Raw genomic sequence first — 25,623 nt, 5'->3', positions numbered from 1 at the left:
CGGTTGGGCTGAGAGGGCGTCTGGGACCGGCTCGTCGAGAGTCCGGCCCCCATGGGGACGCCGACCGCACCACTCGCGCCTCAGCGCCCGCGTAGGAGTTCACGTGTCTGCAGCAGTCGAGCCCCAGCATCCGGTGGTCAACACCCCGGCGCGCAGCTCCTGTTGTTGTCGCACGCACTGATCCACCGCCTCCGCGCGCCCCCTCCCTCACCTCCCTTCAGGCGCCGTCACGCCTGCGCACATTCCGGAGTACCCCCATGCCGCACATACGGGTCATGCTCGACTATTTCCACCCCTGGCCGAATTCAGCCGGTCTGTACGTCGCGCGTGCCCGCCGCTGGTACGCCGAGGCCGGTCTGGATGTCGAGCTGGTGGTCCAGGATCCGGGACGCGGGGACACGCTGGAGTACCTGGCCCGGGGTGAGGTGGACTTCGGGATCTTCCCGCCGAACCGGCTGCTGGCCCGGCGCGCGGAGCACGGCCAGCCGCTGATCGCGGTGTCCGCGATCAATCACCGGGGCCTGGAAGCGATCCAGACCACCACGTCGACCGGGATCACCCGCCCCCGCGAGCTGTCCGGCCGCCGTATCGCCTTCAACCCGACCCCGCGCGGCCGGGCCATGGTGCGTCACCTGGTGGCGGCCGACGGCGGTGACCCGGACACCGTGATCAGCGTGGACGCGGGCAGCCGCGAGCTGACCGTGGACGACATCGCGGCGGGCGAGGCGGACGCGACCTTCGGCAACTACTGGTCGTGGGACGCCTTGCGCGGCGACCTGCCCGAGGAGCAGCGGGTGACCTGGCCGGTCGACGAGATCGGCGCCCCGCGCTACCACAGCTACCTGCTCGGCACGAACGAGACGCTGCTCGACCAACACCCTTCTCTCGTACGGGACTTCCTCGCCGTGACGGCTCGCGGCTACGCGGCCGCCGCCCAAGAGCCAGACGCCACCCTGGAGTTGCTGGAGCAGGTCATCCCGTACTTCCCGCGTCCGCTGATCGCCCGTTCCCTGGCGCTGATCGCGCCCACCTGGACGGACGTGGACGGCCGTTGGGGTGTGATCGACGAGGGCCGGATGGGTCCGTACGCGCACTGGCTCGCCGAGAACGGCGCGATCCCGGACGACCGCGACTGGGCGAAGTCCTTCACCAACGGCCTGCTGGACGTGGCCACATGAGAGCCCTGGCCTGCCAGGCGCGAACGTTGACCCGGCGGCTCGCCGTCGATTTCATGCGGGTGGGCAGCGCGCTGTGTCGGCCCTGACCGGACCGACCCGCCAGCCCTCCCACCCCTCGAAGGACCCGACATGCATCGCCGTACCGCCCTGTCCGCCATAGCCGCAGCCGCCCTCCTCGCTGTGTCCGGCTGCTCCGCCGACTCCACGGCCGCCACGAAGAACGGCACCACGACCGTCACCCTCGCCCTGGACTGGACGCCCAACACCAACCACACCGGGATCTACGTCGCCCAGGCCAAGGGCTGGTTCAAGGCCGCCGGGATCAACGTCAAGATCGTGCCGTACGGTTCGACCGCGCCCGAGACGCTGATCGCCAACCACAAGGCGGACTTCGGGATTTCGTACCAGGAGGGCATCACCACCGCGCGTGCGGCGGGCCAGGACATCACCTCCGTCTACGCGGTGACGCAGAAGACGGACGTGACGATCGCGGTGCGCGCCGACCGGTCCGACATCACCTCGCCGAAGGACCTGGACGGCAAGACGTACGCCGGATTCGGCGCCCCGTACGAGAAGCCGCTGCTGCAGAAGGTGATCCAGAACACGGGCGGCAAGGGCGAGTTCAAGCAGGTCACCCTCAACACCTCGGCGTACGCCGCGCTTTACGCGGGCAAGGCGGACTTCGCGATGCCGATGCCGACCTGGGAAGGGCTGGAGGCGAAGCTGAGCGGCAAGCCGCTGAAGAACTTCCAGCTCTCCGACTACGGCTTCCCGGCGATCTACTCGACCCTCGTCGCGTCCTCGGACCAGTTCCTGAAGAAGAACCCGGAGGTCGCGAAGAAGTTCCTGGCCGCGGTCGACAAGGGCTACCGCTACGCCGCCGAACACCCTTCCCAGGCAGCCGACTTGCTCATCTCGCAGAACAAGAGCGTCCTCACCAACACCAAGCTGGTGAAGGAGAGCGAGGCGCTGCTGGCCAAGGAGTACTACAAGGGCGCGGACGGTTCGATCGGCACGCAGAGCGCGGACCGCTGGCAGGCCTTCGCGGACTTCGAGTACAAGGCGGGCCTCCTGGTCGACGCCAACGGCAAGAAGCTGACGTCCGCCCCGAAGGCGTCGACGTTCTTCACCAACGCGTACCTCCCGGACGCCAAGTGAGGCCGCTTCTGCGGTCGTTGTGGCCGCCGCTCCTCGTCCTGACCGTGGTCCTCGGCGGCTGGCAGCTCTACGCCACCGCCGCCGGAGTCGACCCCACGACACTCCCTTCCCCCGCCCGGGTCGTGGAACAGGGCTGGCTGAACCGCCAGGACCTGTGGGACCAGACGCTCCCGACCCTCCAGGAGACACTGCTCGGCTTCGCGCTGTCGTTCGCGGCGGCCTGGCTGGTCGCCGTGCTCCTCGACTTCTCCTCGGCGGCCCGCCGGGGCCTGTACCCGCTGCTCGTCGCCTCGCAGACCATCCCGATCGTGGCCGTGGCACCGCTTTTGATCATCTGGTTCGGCTTCGGGCTGCTGCCGAAGATGCTGGTGGTGACCCTGACGACGTTCTTCCCGCTCGCCGCGAACCTCGCGGCGGGCTTCGCGGCGACCGACCGGGAGGCAATGCGGCTGCTCCGCTCCCTGGGCGCGGGCCGCTGGCGGACCTTCCGGCTGGTCCGGGTGCCGAGCGCAATGCCGTACTTCTTCGCCGGGCTGCGCGTGAGCATCACCTACGCCGTCGTCGGCGCCGTCTTCGCCGAGTACGCGGGCGCGGAAGCGGGCCTTGGGATCTATATGCAGGCACAGAAGAGCGCGTTCCGCACGGACTTGGTGTTCGCGGCGGTCGCGGTGACGGCCGCGCTGAGCATCGCCTTGTTCGGGGCGACCTATCTGCTGCAACGGCTGGTACTCCCGTGGGAGCGGGCGTTGAAGGAGGACAGGTCGTCATGAGCAGTCTGCGTATCGAGGGTGTCGGCAAGTCCTTCCGGGAGTTGGAGGTTCTACAGGATCTCGAACTCGCCGTGGAGCCAGGAGAGTTCGCGGCGGTGATCGGCCCGAGCGGCAGCGGCAAGAGCACCCTGTTCAACCTGGTCTCCGGGCTGGACCGCCCCACGACCGGCCGGGTCCTTGTGGAGGGCGAGCCGGCCGGGGTGGAGTCCGGCAAGGTGGCGTACATGCCCCAGAAGGACCTCCTCTTCCCGTGGCGGACGGTGCTCGACAACACAGCACTGGGCCTTGAGGCACAGGGAGTTGGGAAGAAGGAGGCACGGCGACGGGCCGACGCACTGTTCGCGGACTTCGGCCTCGACGGCTTCCAGAAGGCCTACCCGTCCCAACTCAGCGGCGGCATGCGACAGCGAGCGGCCCTGCTCCGTACGGTGGTTCTGGAGCGACCCGTCCTGCTCCTCGACGAACCCTTCGGCGCGCTCGACAGCCTCACCCGCACCGAGATGCAGCTGTGGCTGGCCGGCATGTGGCAGCGCCACCGCTGGACGGTGGTCCTGGTCACCCACGACATCCGCGAGGCGGTTCTGCTCGCGGACACCGTGCACGTCCTGTCCCCCCGCCCGGCCACGATCGTCGACCGCGTCGAGGTCCCGCTGGCCCGCCCGCGCGGCGCCGACGACTTCACCGACCCGGACTTCGCGTCGACGGAACGCCGCGTCCTGGACGCCCTGCGCGGCACAACGGCGGTGCGCACAGCATGAGTTCACTCCTCGCCCACGGCCTGGGCACCGACCCGGTCGCACCTGACTGGCCACCCCTGACGGACACCGAGGTCACGGACATCGTGGGCCCGGCCCGGGTGGTGTGGCGCAGCCCGCGCCCGCTGTCAGCGGCGGCCGTCGTGGAACGGTCCAACCGCCGCCTCTTCGTGAAACGCCACCACACCTCCGTCCGCACGACAGAGGGCCTGGCCGAGGAACACACCTTCCTACGACACCTGCGGCTGCGCGGCGCCCCGGTCGTCGAGGTGCTGGACGCGGCGACGCGCGGCGAGTGGACGTACGAGGTGCACTCGGCCGGAGCCGGTACCGACCTCTACCGCGACGCCCTGTCCTGGTCCCCGTTCCGCTCCCCCGCCCACGCGAGAGCGGCCGGCGAGGCGCTGGCCCGCCTGCACCTGGCAGCGGAGGGCTTCGACGCGCCGCGCCGCCAAGTGCAGCCGCTGGTCGCGTCGTTCACGGTGTTCGCCTCGGACGACCCGGAAGCGGAGCTGGAGCGCTACGTCGAGGAGCGCCCCCAACTGGCAAAGGGGCTCGCGGACTTCCCCTGGCGGGAGGACACGCGCCGCGCCCTGCTTCCCCTGTACGAGGAACTGGCCCCGCACCTCCCGGGCCTCACCCCTCTCTGGACCCACAACGACTGGCACGCCTCCAACCTCCTCTGGAACGGGGACGGTTCGGTCGCGACGGCCCTCGACTTCGGCATGAGCGACCGCACGACAGCCCTGCACGACCTGGCCACGGCCATCGAACGCAACACCGTCCAGTGGCTCCAGCCGGGCTTCCCGGTGCGCGAGGAGGATGCGCTCGCTCTTCTGAACGGCTATCAATCGGTACGCCCGCTGAGCCCCGCCGAGTCGGCGGCGCTCCCCGCGCTACTCCCCCTGGTCCACGCAGAGTTCGCGCTCTCGGAGCTGGGCTACTTCCACGGTGTGACGCGGTCGGTGGAGAACACGCGGCTGGCGTACGAGTATTACGTGGGACACGCGGAGTGGTTCGCCGGGGAGAGCGGGCGGCGCCTGCTGGATCTGCTGCGGCGCTAGTGGGGCAGTAGCTCCCGGGTGAAGACAACACGTGGCCTGCCCGGGCCGTCGTAGTCCTCCACGGTGCGCGCGTCGAAACCGAGGGCGCGGTGGAAGGCGATCGAACCCTCGTTGGTGACCGAGGTGATGGCCTTGAGGCGGACCGCGCCCTGCCGTCCGGCGGCCTCGACGAAGGCCGCGTAGAGGCGGCGGCCTAGCCCGGTGCCGCGTGCGTCGTCCCGGGTCGCCACCAGGTGCACGTAACCGGTGTGGTCAGGCGTGACGAACCCGAGGAGGTATCCCCGGATGCCTTCGTCGGCGCGGGCGACCAGACAGGTGGACCTGAACTCCTGCACCAGCGCGGTGAGATGAAGGGCGCGAAGGTCACGCTCTCCCCAGTAGCGTGCGTGGTCCTCCAAGACCTGGTGGAGGTCGGTGACATCGGCGGGTTCGATACGGACGTCCATGGCGTCGATCATGACAGAGAGCCGTACCGAGTCGAGGAAGCAGAAGCCGGCCGCGCCGAAGCGGTCGCGTACGGGCGGTCGGTGGGGACTCCGGAGCATCAGCTCGACTGGGAGGAGTGACCCCGGCGGCGCCATTCCTGTGCGAGCAGCTCGTACGACCGCACCCGGTCCGCGTGGTCGTGGGTGATGGTGGTGATGAGCAACTCGTCGGCACCCGTGGCCTCTTGGAGTTGTTCCAGTTGGTCGGCGACCCGGCCGGGCGAGCCGACGAACTGGGTGTCGATGCGGTCCTGGACCAGTTCGCGGTCCTCGTCCGTCCAGACGTGGGCGCGGGCTTCCTGCGGCGTCGGGAACTGGATGGCGCCCTCCGCCGTACGGATGGAGCGCACCCACAGGCCGTAGCCGGTGGCGAGTTCGCGGGCCGTCTCGTCGTCCTCGGCGACGACGACGTCGGCGGAGACGGTGACGTACGGCTTGTCGAGGGCGTCGGAGGGCTGGAACGCGGCACGGTAACCGTCCGCCGCCTCAAGGACGGTGGCCGGGCTGACGTGGTAATTCGCCGCGAAGCGCAGCCCGTTGCGGCCCGCGACCTCGGCGCTCGTGCCACCGCTGCTGCCCAGGATCCACACCTCGACATCGGCGCCCTCGCCCGGTACTACGTGCGCCTCGATGCCGTCCGGGGAGCGGTAGGTACCGGCCAGCAGGGCGAGGACGTCGTCGATCTGCTCGCCGTAGTCCTGGGACTTGGCTTCGGGCAGCAGGAGCAGCTTGCGTTGGAGGGCGATCCTGGGTGAGCCGAGGAGGCGTTCGAAGGAGAAACGGGGTGGGATGCGCAGGCCGTTGGGGGCCCGGCCGTCGATGACCGGGGTCGCCGTCGGCAGCGGGGGCGACGGTCGGCCGCCGGAACGGCCCAGGCCCAGGTCGAAGCGGCCGGGGTGCAGCGCGTCGATCAGGCCGAATTCCTCGACCGTGGACAGGGCGGTGCGGTGGCCGAGTTGTACGGCGCCGGAGCCGAGCCGGATCGTGGAGGTGGCGGAAGCCGTCAGCGCCAGGACAACCGCGGGGGACGTGCCCGCGACGCCCGGGTTGAGGTGATGCTCGGCGAACCAGTAGCGGGTGTAGCCGAACTCCTCGGCCCTGCGCGCGAGTTCGATGGAGTTGCGAAGGGCCTCGGGCGCGGTGGAGCCGGAGGAGATCGGGACCAGGTCGAGGACGCCGAGGGGGGTGCCGGGAGACATGTGCTCACTCATTCCTCAGTGGTCGGCGACGGAGGCGTGCTCGGGCAGGACCGGCCCCCAGTCGAACGGCGGGTCCGGGATGTCCTTGCGCAGTACTGGAGTCACCGCCGACTGGAACAGCTCAAGCGAGTCCCGGTGCTGACGGTCCGTCAAGCCACCTGCGTCCGCGTGGAGATGGAGCACGGTGTGGCCGAACTGCTCGTGGTAGCGGTGCACCTTGTCGATGACCTGCTGCGGGCTGCCGATCAGTGCGGAGCTGCGCTCGACGTAGTCCTCCAGGGTCTCGAAGACAATGGGCAGGCCCACCTGTTTCTGGAAGGCGAGGTTGCTCTCGAAGACCGGCCGGTAGACGGCCAGCGCCTCCTGGGTCGTCGGAGCGACGTAGAGGCCGGCCGTGCCCGCGCCCACCGCGATGTCCGCCGGGTTGTGGCCGTAGTGCTCCCAGCGTTCGCGGTAGTAGCGGATCAACTCGGCATAGGGCTCTATGGGGTTGGTGACGTTCGCGGAGAAGAGCGGGTCGCCGTAGCGGGCCGCGAGGTCGACACTCTCCTTGCTCGTCGCGCTGCCGTGCCAGACCCGGATGGGGTGTTGGTAAGGCCGCGGCCACACCTCCGCGTCCTTCAGTTCCGGGCGGAAGCGGGTCCTCGCCGTCACCTTGTCCTGACGCCAGAGCTGCCGGAACACCTCGTAGCTCTCGGCGTTGCGCTCCCACTGGTCCTCGGGCGTGACGTGGAACAGCTCGCGCTGGGCGGTGCCGTTGCCCTTGCCGATGATCAAGTCGAGGCGTCCGCCGGAGAGATGGTCGAGGGTCGCGTAGTCCTCGTAGGCCCGGACCGGGTCGAGGAGGCTCAACGTGGTGACCGCAGTGAAGAGGCGGATGCGGCGAGTCAGCGCGGCGATGTGGCTGAGGACCACCGTCGGCGAGGAGGAGATGAAGGGGCGCTCGTGCCGCTCCCCCACGCCGAAGCCGTCGAAGCCCAACTCCTCGGCCAGCAGGGCGTTGTCGAGGACTTCGCGGAAGCGTTCGTGCGTCGACTTCTGGACGCCGGTCGTCGGGTCCGGGCGGTGGACGATGAGGGTGATCGCGAGGAACTTCACGATGCCGCCCGTTCCTCGCGCACGTCGTCCGGGTGGGCGAGGCCGAGGTGGTCGCGCAGGGTCGGGCCCTCGTACTCGGTGCGGAAGACGCCCTGTTCCTGGAGGAGCGGGACCACCTTGTCGGCGAAGGGGTCGAGGCCGGTCGGGGTGATGTGCGGGACGAGGATGAAACCGTCGCTGGCGTCGGCCTGCACGAAGTCGTTGATGGTCTTCGCGACCGTGGACGGGGAGCCGATGAAGGCCTGCCGGTTGCCGGTCTCGATGACCAGGTCACGGATGGACCAGCCGTTCGCCTCCGCACGCTCACGCCATTCACGGGCGGTCGCCAACGGATCGCGGTACATGCGGACTTGGGCGCGCCCCTTGGAAATGTGGTTCTCGCTGACGTCCGGGTCCACCTCGGGCAGCGGGCCGTCCGGGTCGTAGGACGACAGGTCCCGGTTCCAGACGAACTCCAGGTGCTTGATGGCCGTGGCGCCGCTGACCTGCTGGCGGCGTACCTCCTTGGCCAGGTCCTCGGCCTCGGCGTCGGTGTCGCCGAGCACGAAGGTCGCGGCCGGGAGGATGAGCAACTGGTCCGACCTGCGGCCGTACTTGGCGAGGCGGGACTTGACGTCGGTGTAGAAGGCCTGGCCGTCGCCGAGGGTGCTGTACCGGCTGAAGATGGCGTCCGCGCCGGCCGCGGCGAACTCGCGCCCCTCGTCGGAGTCGCCGGCCTGGAAGATCACCGGGCGGCCCTGCGGGGAGCGCGGGACGTTGAACTGGCCCTGGATGTCGAAGTGTTGGCCCTGGTGGACGAAGGCTCCGGCCTTGGCATCGCTCAGGAACGTGCCGCTCGCCTGGTCGGCGACGATCTCGTCACCGTGCCAGGAGTCGAAGAGCTCCTGGGTGGTGGCGAGGAACTCCTTGGCGCGGGAGTAGCGCTCGTCCTGCGGCAGGAAGCCGCCGCGCCGGAAGTTCTCGCCGGTGAACGCGTCCCAGGAGGTGACGACGTTCCAGGCCGCGCGACCGTCGGAGAGGTGGTCGAGGCTGGCGAACTGGCGGGCCACCTCGTAGGGCTCGTTGAAGGTGGAGTTGATGGTGCCGGTCAGGCCGAGGTGTTCGGTGACGGCGGCGAGCGCGGCGAGGATCGTGAAGGTGTCGGGGCGGCCGACCACGTCCAAGTCGTAGATCTTGCCTCCCTGTTCGCGCAGCCGCAGCCCCTCGGCGAGAAAAAGGAAGTCGAACTTGGCGCGCTCGGCGGTCCGGGCGAAGTGCGCGAAGGAGCTGAACTCGATGTGGCTGCCGGCCGCGGGGTCGCTCCACACGGTGGTGTTGTTGACGCCGGGGAAGTGGGCGGCCAGGTGGATCTGCTTCAGGGGCTTGCTCATGTCGTACGGTCCCTCCGGCTCAGGCGGTGGCTGCGGCAGCGGCGTAGCGGTTGGCGGGGCGGGCGAGCCCCAGTAGTCCGCGCAGGGTGTCGGCCTCGTAGGCCTGGCGGAAGGCGCCCCGGCGCTGGAGTTCGGGGACCAGGCCCTGCGTGATCGCCGGGAGGTCGTGTCCTGCGACGGCGGGCCGCAGCCGGAAGCCGGTCAGCCCTGCCGACTGCAACTCCTGGAGCAGGTCGGCGAGTTGGGCGGGTGTACCGGCGAAGATGCGGGCGTCGCTGGTGTACGGCTCCCCCGCGAGGGCGTCGAGGCGTTCGCGGCGGGCGACCGCCGTGGCCTCGTCGTCGTCGAGGAAGACCACCAAGTCGCCGAAGATGTGCAGGAGTTCGTCGGCGCGTCCGGCGGTCTTCTGCTCGGCGCGGATCTCCGCGACGATCGCCCGCGCGTCGTCGGTGTCGTGCGGGGTGACGTAGCCGACGTCGGTGGCGCGGGCCACCAGCCGGTACGGGATCGTCTGGTGGGCCAGGGAGCTGACGATCGGCTGGCCCTGCGGCGGGCGGGGTGTGATGGAGGGGCCCTTGACGCTGAAGTGGCGGCCTTCGAAGTCGATGTAGTGCAGCTTGTCGCGGTCGACGAAACGGCCGGTGGCGATGTCCCGGATCTCGGCGCCGTCCTCCCAGCTGTCCCAGAGGCGGCGAACGACCTCGATGTAGTCGGCGGCCTCGTCGAAGTGCTCGGCGAGTCGTTCCTGTCCGGACTCGGTCCGCAGGCTCTCCAGGCTGATCGGCGGGAAGGTGCGGCGGCCGAAGTGGTCGGCCTCGTGCGGGCGGGCGGAGAGCTGCACGCGCAGGCCCGCGCGGCCGGTGCTGACGTAGTCGAGGGTCGCGATCGCCTTGGATATATGGAACGGCTCTGTGTGCGTGGACACCACCGTCGGGACCAGACCTATGTGGCTGGTGAGCGGTGCGATACGGGCCGCGATGAGTACCGCGTCGAGACGACCGCGGACCTGGTCGGTACGGCCGTCCAGCTCACCGTAGTGCGAGGACTGGAGGCCGAGGCCGTCCTCGAAGGTCACGAAGTCGAGCAGTCCGCGCTCCGCCTCGGCGACCAGGTCGGCCCAGTATGCGGCGGTGAACAGGTCCCGGGGCCTGGCCGCCGGCTCGCGCCAGGAGGCCGGGTGCCAGCCGGTGCCGTCTAGGGCGACGGCGAGATGCAAGGGAGAAGGGGAGGTCGATGACACGAGTGGGTGCCTTCCTGGAAGTCCGTACGAGATCGCCGGCCCATGGACCTGGGCACACGGCGGCTGAGGAGCGCAGCGAATGGGGGTCCCCCCGGCCGAAGGTTGGGGGAGGGTCAGGGGCGACAGAGCGCGCCGGCCACGCGCAGCAGGTCTATGTGCTGCCGCGTGGTGAGTCGCACGTGGAGGACGGATGCGCCACACATGTGCTCCACCTCCACGGATTCCGGCTTCATAAGGGGCAACGGCACAGCTATGCCGTTTCTTCCGGATCGGCGGCGGCAGTCGGACCTGTGTGCCGGACGAGCGAGAAGACGGTGCGGGCGCGCAGGGTGAAGCCGATCGACTCGTACAGCCGGATCGCGTTCGTGTTGGTGGCCGCCGCGTGGAGGAAGGGGTGCTCGCCGCGTTCCTTGATGCCGGCGGCGACCGCGCGGACCAGGCGGGTGGCCAGGCCCCGGCCGCGGTGGTCGGGGGCGGTGCACACGGCGCTGATCTCGGTCCAGCCGGGCGGGTGGAGGCGTTCGCCGGCCAGGGCGATCAGCCGGCCCTCCTCGCGGATGCCGAGGTAGGTGCCCAGCTCGACGGTGCGGGGCAGGTAGGGGCCGGGTTCGGTGCGGGCGACCAGGTCGAGGATCTCGGGTACGTCGTCCGGGCCCAGGCGTACGGCCTCGGGGTCGGGCTCGGCCCGCAGTGCGGTGTCCACGAGCTGGACGCCCTGGCCCGAGCGGACGATCTCCCAGCCGTCGGGGACCTCGCTCACCCCGCGCACGGCGGCGGTGCCGCCGGGGCCGACGAGGGTGGCCAGGTCCGCCCAGGCGCGTGGGTCGTCGTTGTCGGTGATGGCGTTGAAGCCGGCCACGTCGACGGGGTAGCGGGCGGCGCGGCCGACGCGTTCGGCGAAGTGGGCGTGCGGGCCGGTGAGCGCGGCCCAGGCGGGGTTGTCCAGCACGTGGGACGTGGACATGGACTTGGACGTGGTGGTTTCGATGCTGGCGGTGGAAGACATCGGGTGACGGCTCCAGTGCTGGTCGCGCGGGTGGGGACCCCGCCGTGACGTGGTGGGGTCCCCTTGCCGAGAGGGTGGGTCAGGAGTCGGTCACCGGCAGTCCGGGCGGGTTGACCTCGGACTTGGCGACGGCCTCGTTGGAGAGGTTCCAGGCGGCCAGCCACTTGGCGTACTGCCCGTTCTTGATCAGGTAGTTGATGGCGTCCGCGAGGGGCTTGGCGAGGCCGCTGTTCTTCTTCGCGGTGGCCGCGATCAGACCTTGGAGGGAGGATCCGGCGCCGGAGTACGTGCCCGCGTTCCGGACCGCCTTCGCGGAGCCCTTGGTCGAGGAGACCTGGTAGGCGACCGAGGGGTTCGGGGCGAGGTAGGCGTCGATCTTTCCGGCGGCCAGCGCGAGGTAGGTGCTGTTGTTGTCCTGGAAGTACTTGACGGTGAGCGCCTTCTTGCCTTCGGCGGCCAGCTTCTTCTTCCACTCCAGGAGGATCCGCTCCTGGTTGGTGCCCGCGCCCACGGCGACGGTCTTGTCGGCGAGGTTCTCGTAATTGCCTTCGAAGTTCCAGGAGTTGCTCGCCTTCACCGCGAAGCCGAGGTTGTCCTCGCGGTAGGAGGCGAACTCGTACTTCGCCTTGCGCTCCTCGGTGTCGGTGACGTTGGAGAAGGCGACGTCGACCTTGCCGCTGTCCAGTCCGATGAAGAGGTTCTCCCAAGTGGAGTTCTTCAGCTCCGGCTTGAGACCGAGGACGGCGGCGACCAGGCGCGCTATGTCGGTCTCCGAGCCGGTGAGGGTCTTCTGGTCCGAGCCGACGTAGCCGAGCGGCGGGGAACCGGCGGGCAGGAAGCCGACGCCGATCTCCAACGTGCCGCTCTTCGCTATGGACTTGGGCAACTCGGCGCTGATCGACTTCACTTCGGCGACCTTGAGCGTGGCCTCCTTGGCGGCGCCGTTGGACAGGGCGCCCACGGTGACCGTACCGGCGGCGCTGTCGGTGGTGGTGGCCGCGTCACTGTCGCCGCCGCAGGCCGCGAGCCCGCCGGCGAGGGAAGCGAGGACGGTTCCCGCGGTGAGTCCGCGAGTGAGTCTGCTGCGAAGGCTGGGCGTAGACATGGCTGTTCCTAGGCTCGGTGTTCGGGGCTGGTGAAAGGGGCTGGTGAAAGTGGAGGCGGGGCTCAGAGGACCTTGCTGAGGAAGTCCCTGGTCCGCTCGTGCTGTGGCTTGTCGAGGACCTCGTGCGGCGGGCCCTGCTCGACGATCTTTCCGCCGTCGATGAAGACGACCCGGTCGGCGACCTCGCGGGCGAAGCCGATCTCGTGGGTGACGATGACGAGGGTGGTGCCGCTGGTCGCCAAGTCCTTGATGACGGCGAGGACTTCGCCGACGAGTTCGGGGTCGAGGGCCGAGGTCGGTTCGTCGAAGAGGATGACGCCGGGACGCAGGGCGAGGGCCCGCGCGATGGCGACGCGCTGCTGCTGGCCGCCGGACAGCTGCCTCGGGTAGGCGCCGGTCTTCTCGGCGAGACCGACGCGGCCGAGCAACTCCCTTGCCAGTTGCAGGGCTTCGGGCTTGCCGAGCCTGCCGGTGGCGACCGGGGCGGCGGCCACGTTCTCCAGGACGGTCAGGTGCGGGAAGAGGTTGAAGTTCTGGAAGACGAACCCGATCCGGCCACGCTGGGCGAGGATGGCCCGCTCGCTCAACTCCTTGAGCCTGCCGCCCTGTTGCTTCACCCCGATCAGCTCGCCGTTGACGCTGACATAGCCGATCTCGGGCTTCTCCAGGTGGTTGATGACCCGCAGCAGCGTGGACTTGCCGGAGCCGGACGGGCCGAGGATCACGGTGACCTCGCCGGGCCGCACCGTCAAGTCGACGCCGTCCAGGACCCGGTGGGCGCCGTACCACTTGTGCACGTCGTGCACTTCTACGGCGGCGGGCGTGATGTCCGCGAGCGGTTCGGCTGTCTTCACGGTCATATCGAGGCCTCCCTGCGGATGCGGGCCCGCAGTTCGGTGACACCGGCGCGGAGTTTCTGGATCGGGGTCGGCGGCAGGGAGCGGGTGGCGCCCCGGGCGTAGTGCCGCTCGACGTAGAACTGGACGACGGACACGACGCTGGTCAGGATCAGGTACCAGACGGTGACGACCAGGAGCAGCGGCACGATGTCGCCGGGGTAGGTGGAGCCCATCGTCTGCGCGGATCCGAACAGGTCGAGCAGCGAGACGTAGAAGACCAGGGAGGTGCTCTTGATCAGGCCGATCAGCTGGTTGACGTAGTTCGGGGTGATGGAGCGCAGCGCCTGCGGGAAGACGATTCTGCGGAACTGGTAGCCCTTCGGCAGGCCGAGGGCGGCGGCCGCCTCGTGCTGGCCCTGGTCGACGGAGAGGATGCCGCCGCGGACCACTTCGGCCGCGTACGCCGCCTCGTTGAGGCTGAGGCCGACGACGGCTACGGCCATGTCGGTGGCGAGCTTCGACTCGTCGAAGGAGAAGAAGGCGGGGCCGAAGGGGACGCCGATGCTGAGCGTTTGATACAGAGCGCTGAAGTTGTAGAGGAAGATCAATACCACGATGAGCGGGATCGAGCGCAGTGCCCATACGTAGGTCCAGCTCGCCGCGCGCAGTACCGGGCTCTTGGAGAGCCGGGCCAGGGCGAGCAGGATGCCGCCGAGGAGGCCCAACACCGCGCTCAGCGCGGCCACTTCGAGGGTGACGACGAGTCCGTCGAGGATCGTCGGGCGCAGGAACCAGTAGCCGAAGCGGCTCCACTGGTAGAAGGGGTTGGTGGCCAGTCCGTGGATGAACTGGGCGACCAGCACCAGCACGACCAGGGTGACGATCCACCGGCCGGGTCGGCGCAGCGGCTGAACTCGCTGTGCGGTGAGGGGTTTTGACGGGGCATCAGTCGACGGGGCATCGGCCAGGGACACGGTGGTGCCTGGGGGTTCACTCATGGTGGGCTCCGGCAGGTTCACAGACCCCGGTCCGTGGCGGTGGACGCGCGACGGCGGACGGCACACGCGGGTGCACGGGACCGGGGGCGGGGAGGGGGCAGGCACACCGACGGGATCGGGTGTGCGTCAGAAGTGCGTCGGCCGACTGGTCGTCAGACCCGACAGCGGGCGCGGCCCGACGCGGTACACAGTGCGCTGCTGACCCGGAGCAGATCGACAGCGCGGTCGGCGACGAACAGGTTGGCGTACGACCGCACGCAGCCCTGCGGGCGGCATGTGGCCGTCCTGGGAGCTGCGTACATGGCGTCACCTGTCACTGTTCCGGCCCCGCAGGGCTTCGCGCTTACCGAACGTCATCCGGTCCGGTCGTCACCTGGGGCACCCCACCGCGTGCGAGGGTTGCCGGTCAGCAAGCCAGGGCTTGTCGCTGACACTCATGACCGTTCTGGGTCGCAAGTTAAGACAATTGTCCGAACGTATGTCAATGGCCGTCCAGCAACTGGACGCCACAGAACGCGCTCAGCTGCGGCAAGCTCCACTTTCGTCCGCCGCGTGGGCCGCCCAGTCCAGGATCTGGACAGCCGCGCCGGCGGCCTCCAGGCCCCGGCAATGGGCGTGGTGGCGGCGGGCGATGCCGTCGAGGTCGAGGTGGGCACCGAAGGCCGGGTGGGCGGCCAGCCGGCGGGCGTAGGCCCACAGGTGGGGGTGGTCGGCGATGCGCTGCACGGCGGCGGCGTCCAGGTGGTTGCGGTGCACGGTGTCGAGTTGGACCAGTGACACCCACAACTCGATGTCGGCGGCGGTGAGTTCGTCGCGGATCATGTGCTCGCGGCCGTCCAGCCAGCGGTCGAGCGAACCGAGCGTCTCCAGCAGCCGGCCCAACGCCTCGTCGCGCTCGTCCTGTTCGACACCGGCCGCGCCGGCGCGCTGCGCGGCGTCCTCGATGCCTTCGGCGCACAGCCGCTCGACGGCCTCGATCTCCGACTCGGCGCCGCACGGGTACAGCTGGGGTCCGCCCTCACCGAAGTGCCGGGCGAGGTCGCGCGTGATGTCGGGGGCGTGGGTGCTGACGATCCGGCCGGACCAGTCGTCGCTGAGCACCGGCGCGGCGGCCGGTCCTGAGTAGCGGTGCGCGCTCGCCTCGTAGAGCGGGCGCAGCGCGGAGTGTCCACCACTCGGACAGTCGGGTACGGCGGAGAGGAACACGGCCGGACAGCTCTCGTCGAGGCCTAGCAGGCTGTGGGTGACGGCGATGCGCAGGCCGTCGGCGCAGGCGGTGGAGAGATGGAGGCGGTAGCGGCGCGGCACGGCGTAGTGCCCGCTGCGCGCGTCGCGGCCGATCCGGCCCCGGAACGTGGGGGCGGACCTGGGTGAGGGGATGGCGGCGAGAGGCGTGCTGGACATGGGACTCCCCGGGTACGGGCGCGTGGACGTACGCGCGGCGGAAGCGTCGTCGAGCGGAGGACGGGGGCTCAGCGCAGGGGGCTGATCGCGCTGCAGACCCGCAGCAGGTCGATGTGACGGCGGGAGGTCAGAAGAGGCGAACGGTCCACGCGGCTGGTGATGACCGACTCAAGGCGCCCCATTGTTTCCCTACCTGTTCACTAGGATTCCCTACTGGAGTGTCGATCCGCTGTCGCCCGGGGTCAAGAGGGCGTCCACGGGTCGGGCACCGATGCCCGGCCCGTGGACATAACCGGCCGCTGCTTCTCCTACGTCGGCGCCGCTACTTCGCGTACATCAGGGTGCCGAAGCCGAGCTGGTCGTAGCCGCCGCTGTCGGAGCCGTAGTCACCTCCCCCGCCCTCGGGCGCGACGAGGTTGTAGTACATGGCCGAGATGTACTTGTCGTCGAGGCTGATCCGCCGGTTGTAGTGGAAGTGGAGCATCGCCCACACGGGCCGGATCTGGCCGCGCGAGGCGGCGGACACGACCGTCTGGGACGACTGGGCGCAGCTCTGCCCGGTGCCCCAGGTGTAGGTGGTGTAGGGCACGTCGCTGCCGCTGTTGTACTTCGCGACGTACTGGGCGGCCTTCATGAAGCGACGGCTGTCGTACGAGTAGAGGTCGTCGCCCTGGTTCCAGGCCATCTCGCAGACCGCGCCCATCTGGCCCATGCCCAGGACGGTGTGGCCCTGGTCGCGGCCGGACTCCTGCCACTGGCCCAGCGCGTACCCGTCCGAGTCGGTGTACAGATACGGCACGGCATGCGCGATGGATCCGTTGCCCGCACCGGACTTGAAGTAGGAGACGGCCTGGTCGTACTTGGCGCTGTCCTCGTTGAGGATCCCGATGGCCAGGATCGAGGCCATGTTGCAGAGGTCCCAGTTGGCCCAGTAGTTGGTGATGCAGGCGTCGTTGTGGTTGGTCAGGAAGCTGTTGTTGAGCGGGTAGAAGACGTTGGCCAGCATCTGCTGCGCGGCGGCGAGATGGAACCCGCTGTAGTCCCGCATCAGCTCGCAGGCGTTGGCGAACTGCCAGCCGTAGAGGCCGGCCGCGAGGAACCTGTCGGCGTTGCCGGTGACCGAAGTCAGCGTCGACGACCAGGCGTTGAGGATGTTCGCGGCACACACGGCGTTCGCCTCGGTGCCGCCGACCTTCCAGCGCAGGGCGTTCTGGTAGGCGGCGGCGATGTCGTTGTAGAGCAGGCTGTAGTTCTGGCCGTCGCCGCCGCGGATGATGGTGGCGGTGGCCCGGTTCGTCCAGGTCGACTGGGAGTGGGAGTTGGCGGTCAGCCTGTTCCAGCCGGACAGCCAGGGGTCGGTTCCCGCCGCGACCCTGACCTTGGCCCGGTTGATGTCTCCGGCGTTGTGCAGCATGCCGGGGTGGGTGAACGTGGCCGGGGCCGCGTGCGCGGTGGTGGCCACGGTGGCGCCGCCGAGGGCGACGGCCGCGGTGAGTCCGCCGGCGGTCTTCAACAGACCGCGGCGGCTCAACTCTGTTCTGCGGAGGTGCTCGTGGGGGGACGTGCGGCTCATTGCGGTGCATCTCCAATCCATGAAGGATCAGGTGGGCGTGATGCTCACCTCGTCGAACTCGGTGGTGCAGCGGACCAGTTGACTGCGCGAGCAGACCACCAGCCCGACGTAGTAGGGGGCGTCACCGAAGCCGGGGATCTCTCCGTCGGCGAGGGGGGTCCAGGTGACACCGTCATCGGTGGACAGCGCCGCGCTGAAGGCGGTCCCGACGCGCTTCAGCCGCAGCAGGGTGGGGAGGGTGACAGCGGCTCCGCCGGCGAAGGCGGAGGCACCGGCCACGGTCTTGCGGAGCATGAGCTGGGCACTCGTCCCGCCGGTGACGATCGCTCCGGCGGCCTGGTCGAACGGCGACAGCGACTTCGCCATGAGCAGCCCCACCCGGTCGGTGGTCACGCCAGTGCGGGAGACGATCCGGGCGACGACCTCACAGTCACCGCTGACGGGCCGTCGTCCGAACTGCCCCGTCATTCCTTGGCCGTTGGCGTTGAGATCGACACCGGCGCCCCGCACGGTGAAGATGCCGCCGTCGTACGACGTGCTGCCCGGCGTGGTGATCGCCACCACGCCCAGCGTCCCGAAGGTACGGTCGTCGAGCACTGTGTCGCCGAGATCGCCGTACGTCCACGGTGCGGGCGGCGCGGTGCCGACCGTGAGGGCGAGGGTGCCGGTCGCGGTACCGGAGGCATTGGCGGCGGTTGTCGCGACCGTGAACTCGCCTGTCTCCGTTGGGGTTCCGGAGATCAGGCCGGTGCGCCGGTCGATGCGGAGGCCGCCGGGCAGTCCGTCCGCCGTGAACCGTCCGGGCTCGTGCGAGGCGCGCAACAGATACCGGAAGGCGGTGCTCTGGTTGGTGAACGCGCCGGTGGTAGAGGTGAGTTGGGGCTGCGCCGGAGTCGGCATCACGGCCTGCACCATTGTCGAACGCGGCCCACGTCCACCGGCGTTGGTCTTCGCGACCATGTAGTGGTACGTCGTCCCCGGCGTCCCCGTCGCGTCGGTGTACCGGATGCGGGTGCCGAAGCCGACCGAGCTGACGCGCGTGGCAAGGGCCTTGTACGGTCCCCCGTTCCGCGTGGCGCGCAGCACCGTGTACTCGGCGGACAGGTCCGGGTCGGTCCAGGTCAACTCGACTGCGTCGGCGCCGGTTTCGGCCCGTAGGTCCGTGGCGGTGCGGGCAGGGCGGGGTACACACCAGGCCGTGCCGGACGAGGAGGTCACGCTGACGTTGTCGAAGGCGCCGGTGCCGGTCTCGGCGTAGTCCTCGTCGACGCCGAGGCAGGAGGTGAGGGCGAGGCCCGCGTACGCGGTGCGGCCCAACTCGACATCGGTGAAGCCGACTTCGGTCCAGTGGATGCCGTCCGGCGAGATGGCGCCGGTGCAGCGCGCGCCCTTCCGGGTCACGCGTACCCAGTAAGGCTTCCGCAGCCGGTAGCCGTCGCCCGCGCCTTCGACGTACGGCGCCTCCAGCGGTGTTGCCGACTCCGGCAGCGTGCCGAGGTTGGAGATCGGGAAGGCGGCGTTCACCGTGATCGCCTGCTGTTGAGAAGGCGGAACCGACGTACTGCCCGTCGCGGAGATCTGCGCGCCGGTCGACGGGCGTGCCGTCCACACCCCGCTCCAAGTGTGCAGCGGCAGGCCCTGGATGAGCATCGAGGCATGCGCCGCGTTCGCGTCGAGGGAGGCCCGGACGGTCACCCCGATCTTGGAGTACTGCGAGCTGAGCGGCCACACGATCCGTGCGGTGACCGTGCCGTCGCCGCGCAGTGGGAGGTGGACGAGGCGGTGGGTGTCGGAGGTGCCGCTCGCTTCCAGGACGAAGCGCTCACCGTCGAAGGCTGCCGAGCCGGGGATCTTCACTGCCCCGACGTCCTGGGTCGACCAGGGGCCGGGGAGACCCGCGGACGCTGCCGTCCAGACGGAACTACCGCTCACTCCAAGGCTGTTGGAGGCAGCGACCGTGTAGTAGTACGTCCGGCCCGCGTGCACCTTCCGGTCGGTGTACGTCGGCCGGTCGACCCCGGACGCGATCTTCTCGTAACGGCCGTCCACGTCGGTCGCCCGCAGGACCGTGTACGAGTCGGCCCAGGTCGACGGCAGCCAAGTCACCGTCACGGAACGGTCGTTGCCCACCGCTGTGACACCGGCCGGTGGTGTCGGCACGGTCGGTGAGGGGGCCGTGGCACCGGCGTAGGCGAAGGTGCCCCAGCTCGGCAGGTCGTCGTTGCTGCCCTCGACGATCCGGGTGCCGCCGGCGCCTCGGAAGACGGCGTTCTTTGTGTACGGGGTGTCGAGACCGCGCACACCGGCGTAATGCGCGTACGCCATCTCGTAGATGGGTGGAAGGCTGCCGCGCGAAGTGGCCGAGACAGCCAGCTTGATGTACTTGCCGGTGCGGTCCAGGTCGGGGACGAAGGGGACGTCGCCGCCGAGGTTGTAGCGGGCGGCGTACTCGACGTTGGCGAGGATGCGGTTGTCGTCGAAGCCCCAGAGGTCGACGCCCTGGCTCCAGGCGACCTGCGCGGCATCCACCAACAGGCCGACCGCGAGCTGTTCGTGACCCTGATCCCGGCCGCTCTCCTGGCCCTGGCCCGCGTCGGTGACGATGCGGTGGCGGACGCTGCCGTTGCCGGCGCCGGCCGCGGCGAAGCGGAGCGCGTCGTAGAAGAGGGTGGGTTCCTCGCAGAACACGCCTATGGCCAGCAGGGATTGAAGGGCCGTCAGGTCCCAGTTGCCGTTGGCGTAGAGGGTGTAACAGGACAGGGCCGGGTACCAGACGCGGAGGAAGGAGTCCTCGCAGCGGGCGATGTCGGCGGCAGTCCAGCCGTCGTAGCCGGTGTGGCGGAGGAGTTCGGCGGCGTTGACGAACTTGAAGGCCTGGAGGCCGGCGCCGAGGGGGCCGTCCGCTCCGGTGATGGCGGTGAGCGAGGCGGACCACGCGTTGAGGATGTCGCGGGCCTTGTCGGCGTGCGCGGTGTCTCCGGTGACGGACCAGATGAGGGCGTTCTGGTAGGCGGCGGCCGAGTCGGCGACGGCCTGGTTCTGAAAGTTGGCGGGGCCGCGGCCCCAGGTGGCGATCTGGCCGGTGTTCTGTACGGCGTACGACGCGGAGGAGCGGGCGTGTGCCGCGAGCGCCAAGTAGCCGTCGTAGACCGGGGATTGCTTGGCGGCGACCGCCGCCTTCATACGGGCGAGGTCATCGGCGGTGTGCAGCAGCCCGGGGTGGGAGAAGGTCACCTCGGAGTCGTTGCCGGACGCCGCCGCCCGGCCGGGCACGAGCAGCCCGCTCGCACCCGTGGCCATCAGCACGGCCGCGGTGCCGCCGAGAAAGCCGCGGCGGCTGAGCGGACCCGGTGCTGTCGACTCCGGTTCGGCAACACCCTTAAGGGGCGCGGGGAACGGCGCGACCAGCCACGACGGCGCCGCAGCCAGCAGACGACCCCTCCCCGCCCCTCCAGCGGAGCGCGATGCAGGTGTCGTCATGACGCGGCGGCCGCCTCGGCCTCGGCAGTCGTGAGGAACTTCAGGTTCGTCACGTGCTCGTTGTAGAACCACTGGATCTCGTCAGTGGTGTAGTACCAGGTCGGCTTCTTCATCGAGTCCGCGACGACTACCCCGTTGATCACCAGGTTCTCGAACGTGACGTTGTTGATGGCGTGTTCGGCGTCGTAGCCGAGGAAGAGGGAGGGGTTGGCGCGGGTGCCCGTGTAGCTGAGGTTCTTGACGTACACGTCCTCGATGCCGCGGCCGACCGAGGTGTTGTACTTCGTGTTGTACATGACCTTCATGTAGATGACCTGGCCCCAGCGGAAGTCCTCGATCCGTACGTCCTCGATGCGGACGTTCTTGATCAGGTTGGAGTCGCCGGGGTTGAGGGCGATGCAGCCCTGGTAGTTCATCTGGGGTTCGCGGTGGTCGAGGATGTCGATGTTCTTGATGACGAGGTTCTCGATCGTCTCGGGCGCGTCCGTGTTGCCGTGCGTGCCGACGTTGATCGGGTGGGCGACGTCGGCCCACAGGGTGCAGTTCTTGACGGTGATGTCGCGGGTGTCGCCGTAGTAGTCCCAGCGGTGGCAGTAAATGGCGATGCAGTCATCGGAGTTGCGCATGAAGCAGCCGTCGAAGGTGATCCCGGTCGAGGAGAAGACGTCGAAGCCGTCGCCGTTGCCCTTCGAGCTGAACGCGCGCGCCTTGGTGATGTGGACGTTCTTGCTCTCGCCGAACGTGCCCGCGTATCCGGCCGGGTTGAGGATGATGACGTCCTCGACCCGGATGTTCTTGCTGCCCTCGCAGAGGATGGCGCCACCGGGGTTGTTGTAGAGCACCCCGCGCCCGATGAGGCGGGACTTTTCCACGTCCTTGAAGTAGACCTGTGCGGTCAGCACGGCGCCGCCCGCGAGGTAGACGGTCTTGCCGCTGGGGACGGTGAGGATGTTGCCGGTGACGGTGTGGACGCCGGGGCCGAAGTAGAGGACGTTCGGGTCGTCGGCGGACGGGGCGTGGTGCTCGACGCGGTTGGTGATGAGGTGCAGGGCGTCGAAGGTCTCGTCGTTGATCTGTACGACGACGTCCTTCGGCTCGGCCAGGGTGAACCGCAGGGTGTCGCCGAGGAGTTCGGGCGTGATGCCGTACGAGTCCGGTCTCACCCGGGCCTTGGTGGTGCCGCCCTTGAGGTAGGTCACCTCGATCTCGACCGAGCCGTTGAAGTCGAAGTACACCATCGACGAGTTGTAGACCTTGCCCGACCCGGTGGTGGCGTTGATCTCCTCGAACTGCGGCCGGTAGATGTCGAGGGTCTGCCAGGTGCCGTCGGGAGTGCTGCGGACCCGCACCTGGAAGCTGGTGTTGGTCGGCATGGTCGTCGGGCGCGGGTAAGTGACCAGCTTGGGGCGGGAGTTGTGGCCGCCGGAGGCGTGGGCCGCCGTCGCGGTCAGGCCGGTCAGCCCGACGGCGAGCGCGGTGGCACCGGCGGATTGCAGGGCCGTACGACGGGACAGGGGCGTGTTCATACCTACCACTCCTTGCAACAGGGGAAAAAGGACTACTTGAGGCCGCTCGTCGACATCCCGGCGACGAACCCGCGCTGGGCGACGAGGAAGATCAGGAGGATGGGGACGACGTACATCACGGAGGCCGCGGCCTGGAGGTTGGTGTTGGGGGTGCCGGCCGCCGAGACGTAGGTGGTCATCACCGCGACCGCGAGGGTGGAGTGGTCGGTGGACAGCAGGAGTTGGGGCGCGATGTAGTCGCCCCAGGTCCAGGTGAAGGCGATGACGAAGCTCGCCGAGAGCACCGGCCAGGACTGCGGCAGGAAGATCCGCCAGAAGATCGCGCCGTATCCGCAGCCGTCGACGATGGCCGCCTCCTCCAGCTCGCGGGGCAGGCCCGCGAAGAACTGCCGGAAGAGGAAGACGAGATAGGGGGCGGAGGACAGGCCCCACAGCACCCACGGCCAGTAGGTGTCGACCATGCCGAACTTGGCGAAGATCAGGTAGGTCGGCAGCAGGGTGATCATCTGGGGCAGCATCATCGAGCCGATGAGAATGCCGAACAGGACCTTCTTGCCGGGCGCGGTCAGCCGGGCGAAGCCGAAGCCGACCCAGGCGGAGCTGAGGGTGACGAGGGTCGCGTAAATGGTCGCGATGATCAGGGAGTTGCGGGCGTAGCCGAGGAAGTCGATGGCCTTGTAGGCGTCGACGAAGTTGTGCCACTCGAAGTGCGTCGGCACCCAGTGCACCGGCGCTGCCGCCAGCTCGGCCGGGGCCTTGAGGCCGGTGAGGATCAGCCAGCCGAACGGGCCGAGGAACAGGCCGGTGAGGACGACGAGCGCCGTGTAGAGGACGAGCCGGTTGACGCGTATCCGCACGCGGGCCGGAGACACGCGGGCCGGGGACTTGGGGTGCACGCTGGTGGCGGTCACTTCTGCGCCTCCGGGTCGACGTTGTAGAACACCACGCCCGACGTGAACTTGAAGATGAGCCCGGTCGCGATGAGGATCAGGAGGAAGAGCACCCACAGCAGCGCGGAGGCGTATCCGTAGCGGCCGAGCGCGAAGTACTCCGCGAACACGTGGATCATGTAGGTGTAGTTGGACTGCGGGATCGACGTGAGCCCGCCCGTGCCGGCCGTGGGGGCGAGCAGCATCGGCATGATGGTCTGCACCGAGGCGATCACCCCGGTCACGGTCTGGAAGAGCAGCACCGGCGACAGCAGAGGCACGGTGATGCTGCGGAAGGTGCGCCAGGCACTCGCCCCGTCGATGCGGGCCGCCTCGTGGAGTTCGCGGGGGACGTCCTGGAGCCCCGCCAGCGAGATGATCATGATGTTGCCGGCGGCCCAGAGCACCGTCATGACGAGGACGTAGCGGGCGTAGGGGTCGGCCAGCCAGCCGATCGCGTCGAAGCCGAAGAAGGTCAGGGCGCCGTTGGCGGCACCGGAGTTCTGGTCGAAGAGGTTCTTGAAGGCGATGCCCGCGCCCACCGGCGGTACCACGGCGGGCAGATAGAGCAGGGTGCGGAAGAGTCCGCGTGCCTTGAGGGGCCGGTTGACGAGGACGGCGAGCGCGAGTCCGGCGATGATCGACAGCGGCACGGAGGTCAGCGCGAACAGGCCGGCCCGGCCCAGGGCGTCCCAGGTTACCGAATCACCCATCAGCTCGCGGTAGTTGCCGAGGCCGACGTAGTGCCAGTGCGGGGAGATGCCGTCGTAGGTGGTGAAGCTCAGCCACAGCGCGTACGCCATGGGCGCGATGGTCAGCAGCGAGAAGCCGATGATCCACGGCGACGCGAACATGTAGAACGCGCGGTGCTTGCGGGTCGTCATGGACGGCCCGGTGCGCGCGGTGGACCGGGTCCGGCCGGTCTTCGCGGTCGGGTACGGCCGTCCGACGGCCGGCGAGGATGCCTGATCGACCGTCATCCCACCTGCTCCTTCCCGCGTTTGATCTGTTGGTTGATGACCGAGTTGAGGCGTCCGGCGAGGCGGTCGACGGACATCTCGCCCTTCATCGCGGGCGTGGCGGCCTGGTTGAAGAGGGCCTCGAAGCCGTCGCCCGAGATGTACGGGGAGAGGGCGACCACCGAGAAGTGCTTCAGCTCGTTCTGCTGGGCGCCCAACGTCCTTTTCTGGAAGTCCTCCTGATGGGGCATCAGGGATCGCAGGGACTTCACGCTGGGGATGCCCCAGCCGCTGGAGGCGCGGGCCTTGGCCGGTGCCTCGCCGAAGAACCACTCGAAGATCCGCCAGGCGGCGTCCTTGTTCCTCGCCTTGCGGGGCATCCACATGCCGGTGCCGCCCTGGCAGGCGCTGATCCGGGGGCCGCCCGCGAAGACGGGAGCGGGGGCGAGCCGGGAGACCTCGGCCAGTTTCCTGTCGGCGCCGATCATCCCGCCCATCCAGTAGCCGTTGTTGGACATGGCCATGCGGCCGGCCTGATAGGTGGGGCCGTCCCAGCCGTTGGGGTCGGGCAGGACGGGGCTGGGTCCGACCTTGAGCCGGCAGTAGTCCAGGTACCAGGCCAGCACCTTGCGGGCCTCGGGGGTGGTGAAGTCGACCCTGGTGAAGTCGTCGGCGAACAGGCTGCCGCCGGCGGAGGCGGTCATGGTCGCCATGAGCGTGAGTTTGACCAGGCCGTTGTAGCTGCCGCCGAAGACGGTCGTCTGGCCCTTCGAACGCTGTACGAGGTGCTGGGCATGGTCCAGCCACTCCTCGAAGGTGATGGGCTCGGTCTCCGACGGGTAGGCGACGTGCTTCTTGTCGAAGGCCGCGGTGTTGTACCAGTACATGGAGTCCTGGGAGAAGTCCTTGGCCATTCCGTAGCGGGGGCCCCTGCCCTGGACCTTGCCGTCGTAGCGCCACAGGTCGTTGACGGGGTCGAGGTCGTCGGGCCGCAGGACGCTGCTGGTGGCGAAGTAGGAGTCCAGTTCCTGCATCACGTCCCGCGCGGCGTAGAACGCGGCGTCCACGGCGCCGACCCCGCGCACCAGGTCCGGCGGGCTGCCGCTGGTGAGCATCGCGATCAGCTTGGTGATGTCGTAGTCCACCCGCTCGATCGAGATGCCGGTGTCCTTCTTGGCCTGCTTGACCAGGTCGGGGCCCAGGTCGTCGGCCTTCGCCATCACCGTGATGGTCTCGCCCGCTCCGCTGACGCCGGTCGACACCTGGAGGGCGCAGCCGTTCAGCGCCGCCGCGCCGACTCCCGCACCGGTTGCCGCGAGGGCGAGAAATCGTCGGCGGCCCAGGGGCGCACCAGCACGTGGGTGCATGACCGCACCACCTCCAATAGAAACCGGTTGTCACGCGTTGGGGCAGAGCTTCTTCCGGCTTGGAAACGGCGTCAAGACCTTGGGCGAACTTTCGAAAAGACTGGGTAACCTCGGCGAGAC

23 protein-coding genes and 1 riboswitch are annotated in these 25,623 nt (G+C 69.1%); of the genes, 5 read left to right on the top strand and 18 right to left on the bottom strand.

The features are described 5' to 3' along the window. Positions 1-257: 257 nt before the first annotated feature. The 5 genes from OG588_RS44055 (at position 258) to OG588_RS44035 (ending at position 4,925) form a co-directional block, all read left to right on the top strand. A complete protein-coding gene (locus tag OG588_RS44055) occupies positions 258-1,178 on the top strand; it encodes an ABC transporter substrate-binding protein (protein ID WP_405952160.1) in 921 nt (306 codons plus the stop codon). A gap of 129 nt (positions 1,179-1,307) precedes the next feature. Beyond that, positions 1,308-2,336, top strand: a complete 1,029-nt coding sequence (locus tag OG588_RS44050) for an ABC transporter substrate-binding protein (RefSeq protein ID WP_405952159.1) — start codon at positions 1,308-1,310, stop codon at positions 2,334-2,336. Further along, the gene (locus tag OG588_RS44045; protein ID WP_405952158.1) at positions 2,333-3,106 is read left to right on the top strand and encodes an ABC transporter permease; all 774 of its coding nucleotides are present in this window, start codon (positions 2,333-2,335) and stop codon (positions 3,104-3,106) included. The genes OG588_RS44050 and OG588_RS44045 overlap by 4 nt, the downstream gene beginning before the upstream one ends. Further along, a complete protein-coding gene (locus tag OG588_RS44040; protein ID WP_405952157.1) occupies positions 3,103-3,864 on the top strand; it encodes an ABC transporter ATP-binding protein in 762 nt (253 codons plus the stop codon). Before OG588_RS44045 ends, OG588_RS44040 begins: the two co-directional genes overlap by 4 nt. Then, complete coding sequence (locus OG588_RS44035) at positions 3,861-4,925, top strand: phosphotransferase enzyme family protein (protein WP_405952156.1); 1,065 nt, start codon at positions 3,861-3,863, stop codon at positions 4,923-4,925. The genes OG588_RS44040 and OG588_RS44035 overlap by 4 nt, the downstream gene beginning before the upstream one ends. Here the strand turns inward: OG588_RS44035 and OG588_RS44030 are convergent. The 18 genes from OG588_RS44030 to OG588_RS43945 all read right to left on the bottom strand — a co-directional run bounded on the left by OG588_RS44030 (position 4,922) and on the right by OG588_RS43945 (position 25,503). Beyond that, positions 4,922-5,371: a GNAT family N-acetyltransferase gene (locus OG588_RS44030; RefSeq protein WP_405953366.1), complete on the bottom strand. Its 450-nt coding sequence runs from the start codon at positions 5,369-5,371 to the stop codon at positions 4,922-4,924. The two genes, OG588_RS44035 and OG588_RS44030, sit on opposite strands and share 4 nt — an antisense overlap. A gap of 98 nt (positions 5,372-5,469) precedes the next feature. Continuing rightward, complete coding sequence (locus OG588_RS44025; RefSeq protein WP_405952155.1) at positions 5,470-6,609, bottom strand: LLM class flavin-dependent oxidoreductase; 1,140 nt, start codon at positions 6,607-6,609, stop codon at positions 5,470-5,472. A 15-nt stretch (positions 6,610-6,624) separates the two neighbouring features. Further along, on the bottom strand, positions 6,625-7,707 hold the full coding sequence (locus tag OG588_RS44020) for an LLM class flavin-dependent oxidoreductase (protein ID WP_405952154.1): 1,083 nt from the start codon (positions 7,705-7,707) through the stop codon (positions 6,625-6,627). Further along, positions 7,704-9,077 carry an NtaA/DmoA family FMN-dependent monooxygenase gene (locus tag OG588_RS44015; RefSeq protein ID WP_405952153.1) on the bottom strand — a complete coding sequence of 458 codons (1,374 nt, stop codon included), beginning with the start codon at positions 9,075-9,077 and terminating at the stop codon, positions 7,704-7,706. The genes OG588_RS44020 and OG588_RS44015 overlap by 4 nt, the downstream gene beginning before the upstream one ends. 19 nt (positions 9,078-9,096) lie before the next feature. After that, a complete protein-coding gene (locus OG588_RS44010) occupies positions 9,097-10,317 on the bottom strand; it encodes an LLM class flavin-dependent oxidoreductase (RefSeq protein WP_405952152.1) in 1,221 nt (406 codons plus the stop codon). A 113-nt stretch (positions 10,318-10,430) separates the two neighbouring features. After that, entirely contained in the window at positions 10,431-10,520 is a 90-nt protein-coding gene (locus OG588_RS44005) for a putative leader peptide (protein ID WP_405952151.1), read from the bottom strand. 47 nt (positions 10,521-10,567) lie between these two features. Then, on the bottom strand, positions 10,568-11,323 hold the full coding sequence (locus OG588_RS44000) for a GNAT family N-acetyltransferase (protein WP_405952150.1): 756 nt from the start codon (positions 11,321-11,323) through the stop codon (positions 10,568-10,570). Between the two features lie 79 nt (positions 11,324-11,402). Further along, positions 11,403-12,428 carry an ABC transporter substrate-binding protein gene (locus OG588_RS43995; RefSeq protein WP_405952149.1) on the bottom strand — a complete coding sequence of 342 codons (1,026 nt, stop codon included), beginning with the start codon at positions 12,426-12,428 and terminating at the stop codon, positions 11,403-11,405. A 62-nt stretch (positions 12,429-12,490) separates the two neighbouring features. Beyond that, complete coding sequence (locus tag OG588_RS43990) at positions 12,491-13,288, bottom strand: amino acid ABC transporter ATP-binding protein (RefSeq protein WP_405952148.1); 798 nt, start codon at positions 13,286-13,288, stop codon at positions 12,491-12,493. Beyond that, complete coding sequence (locus OG588_RS43985; protein ID WP_405952147.1) at positions 13,285-14,265, bottom strand: amino acid ABC transporter permease; 981 nt, start codon at positions 14,263-14,265, stop codon at positions 13,285-13,287. Before OG588_RS43985 ends, OG588_RS43990 begins: the two co-directional genes overlap by 4 nt. Positions 14,266-14,599: 334 nt before the next feature. After that, positions 14,600-14,707: riboswitch (SAM riboswitch) on the bottom strand. Between the two features lie 77 nt (positions 14,708-14,784). Beyond that, positions 14,785-15,669 carry a glutathione S-transferase C-terminal domain-containing protein gene (locus tag OG588_RS43980; RefSeq protein WP_405952146.1) on the bottom strand — a complete coding sequence of 295 codons (885 nt, stop codon included), beginning with the start codon at positions 15,667-15,669 and terminating at the stop codon, positions 14,785-14,787. Between the two features lie 68 nt (positions 15,670-15,737). After that, positions 15,738-15,851: a putative leader peptide gene (locus OG588_RS43975; RefSeq protein WP_019060122.1), complete on the bottom strand. Its 114-nt coding sequence runs from the start codon at positions 15,849-15,851 to the stop codon at positions 15,738-15,740. Between the two features lie 140 nt (positions 15,852-15,991). Next, positions 15,992-17,242: an alginate lyase family protein gene (locus tag OG588_RS43970; RefSeq protein ID WP_405952145.1), complete on the bottom strand. Its 1,251-nt coding sequence runs from the start codon at positions 17,240-17,242 to the stop codon at positions 15,992-15,994. A 27-nt stretch (positions 17,243-17,269) separates the two neighbouring features. Further along, positions 17,270-20,542: an alginate lyase family protein gene (locus OG588_RS43965; protein WP_405953365.1), complete on the bottom strand. Its 3,273-nt coding sequence runs from the start codon at positions 20,540-20,542 to the stop codon at positions 17,270-17,272. 176 nt (positions 20,543-20,718) lie between these two features. Further along, positions 20,719-22,248 carry a glycosyl hydrolase family 28 protein gene (locus OG588_RS43960; RefSeq protein WP_405952144.1) on the bottom strand — a complete coding sequence of 510 codons (1,530 nt, stop codon included), beginning with the start codon at positions 22,246-22,248 and terminating at the stop codon, positions 20,719-20,721. A 32-nt stretch (positions 22,249-22,280) separates the two neighbouring features. Next, complete coding sequence (locus OG588_RS43955) at positions 22,281-23,159, bottom strand: carbohydrate ABC transporter permease (protein WP_405952143.1); 879 nt, start codon at positions 23,157-23,159, stop codon at positions 22,281-22,283. Continuing rightward, positions 23,156-24,157: a carbohydrate ABC transporter permease gene (locus OG588_RS43950; RefSeq protein ID WP_405952142.1), complete on the bottom strand. Its 1,002-nt coding sequence runs from the start codon at positions 24,155-24,157 to the stop codon at positions 23,156-23,158. The genes OG588_RS43955 and OG588_RS43950 overlap by 4 nt, the downstream gene beginning before the upstream one ends. Continuing rightward, positions 24,154-25,503 carry an extracellular solute-binding protein gene (locus OG588_RS43945; protein ID WP_405952141.1) on the bottom strand — a complete coding sequence of 450 codons (1,350 nt, stop codon included), beginning with the start codon at positions 25,501-25,503 and terminating at the stop codon, positions 24,154-24,156. Before OG588_RS43945 ends, OG588_RS43950 begins: the two co-directional genes overlap by 4 nt. Positions 25,504-25,623 lie beyond the last annotated feature (120 nt).

This window comes from Streptomyces prunicolor (genome assembly GCF_045162825.1).
Classification (GTDB): domain Bacteria; phylum Actinomycetota; class Actinomycetes; order Streptomycetales; family Streptomycetaceae; genus Streptomyces; species Streptomyces prunicolor.
Note: the sequence above shows the minus strand (reverse complement) of the source record. Positions and strands in the feature narration are given on the sequence as shown.

Coding starts and splice junctions, on each gene's coding strand:
- OG588_RS44055 (WP_405952160.1), top strand. CDS start 258: ATGCCGCACATACGGGTCATGCTCGACTATTTCCACCCCTGGCCGAAT.
- OG588_RS44050 (WP_405952159.1), top strand. CDS start 1,308: ATGCATCGCCGTACCGCCCTGTCCGCCATAGCCGCAGCCGCCCTCCTC.
- OG588_RS44040 (WP_405952157.1), top strand. CDS start 3,103: ATGAGCAGTCTGCGTATCGAGGGTGTCGGCAAGTCCTTCCGGGAGTTG.
- OG588_RS44035 (WP_405952156.1), top strand. CDS start 3,861: ATGAGTTCACTCCTCGCCCACGGCCTGGGCACCGACCCGGTCGCACCT.
- OG588_RS44030 (WP_405953366.1), bottom strand. CDS start 5,371: ATGGACGTCCGTATCGAACCCGCCGATGTCACCGACCTCCACCAGGTC.
- OG588_RS44025 (WP_405952155.1), bottom strand. CDS start 6,609: ATGTCTCCCGGCACCCCCCTCGGCGTCCTCGACCTGGTCCCGATCTCC.
- OG588_RS44015 (WP_405952153.1), bottom strand. CDS start 9,077: ATGAGCAAGCCCCTGAAGCAGATCCACCTGGCCGCCCACTTCCCCGGC.
- OG588_RS44005 (WP_405952151.1), bottom strand. CDS start 10,520: ATGTGTGGCGCATCCGTCCTCCACGTGCGACTCACCACGCGGCAGCAC.
- OG588_RS44000 (WP_405952150.1), bottom strand. CDS start 11,323: ATGTCTTCCACCGCCAGCATCGAAACCACCACGTCCAAGTCCATGTCC.
- OG588_RS43995 (WP_405952149.1), bottom strand. CDS start 12,428: ATGTCTACGCCCAGCCTTCGCAGCAGACTCACTCGCGGACTCACCGCG.
- OG588_RS43990 (WP_405952148.1), bottom strand. CDS start 13,288: ATGACCGTGAAGACAGCCGAACCGCTCGCGGACATCACGCCCGCCGCC.
- OG588_RS43985 (WP_405952147.1), bottom strand. CDS start 14,265: ATGAGTGAACCCCCAGGCACCACCGTGTCCCTGGCCGATGCCCCGTCG.
- OG588_RS43980 (WP_405952146.1), bottom strand. CDS start 15,669: ATGTCCAGCACGCCTCTCGCCGCCATCCCCTCACCCAGGTCCGCCCCC.
- OG588_RS43975 (WP_019060122.1), bottom strand. CDS start 15,851: ATGGGGCGCCTTGAGTCGGTCATCACCAGCCGCGTGGACCGTTCGCCT.
- OG588_RS43970 (WP_405952145.1), bottom strand. CDS start 17,242: ATGAGCCGCACGTCCCCCCACGAGCACCTCCGCAGAACAGAGTTGAGC.
- OG588_RS43965 (WP_405953365.1), bottom strand. CDS start 20,542: ATGGCCACGGGTGCGAGCGGGCTGCTCGTGCCCGGCCGGGCGGCGGCG.
- OG588_RS43960 (WP_405952144.1), bottom strand. CDS start 22,248: ATGAACACGCCCCTGTCCCGTCGTACGGCCCTGCAATCCGCCGGTGCC.
- OG588_RS43950 (WP_405952142.1), bottom strand. CDS start 24,157: ATGACGGTCGATCAGGCATCCTCGCCGGCCGTCGGACGGCCGTACCCG.
- OG588_RS43945 (WP_405952141.1), bottom strand. CDS start 25,503: ATGCACCCACGTGCTGGTGCGCCCCTGGGCCGCCGACGATTTCTCGCC.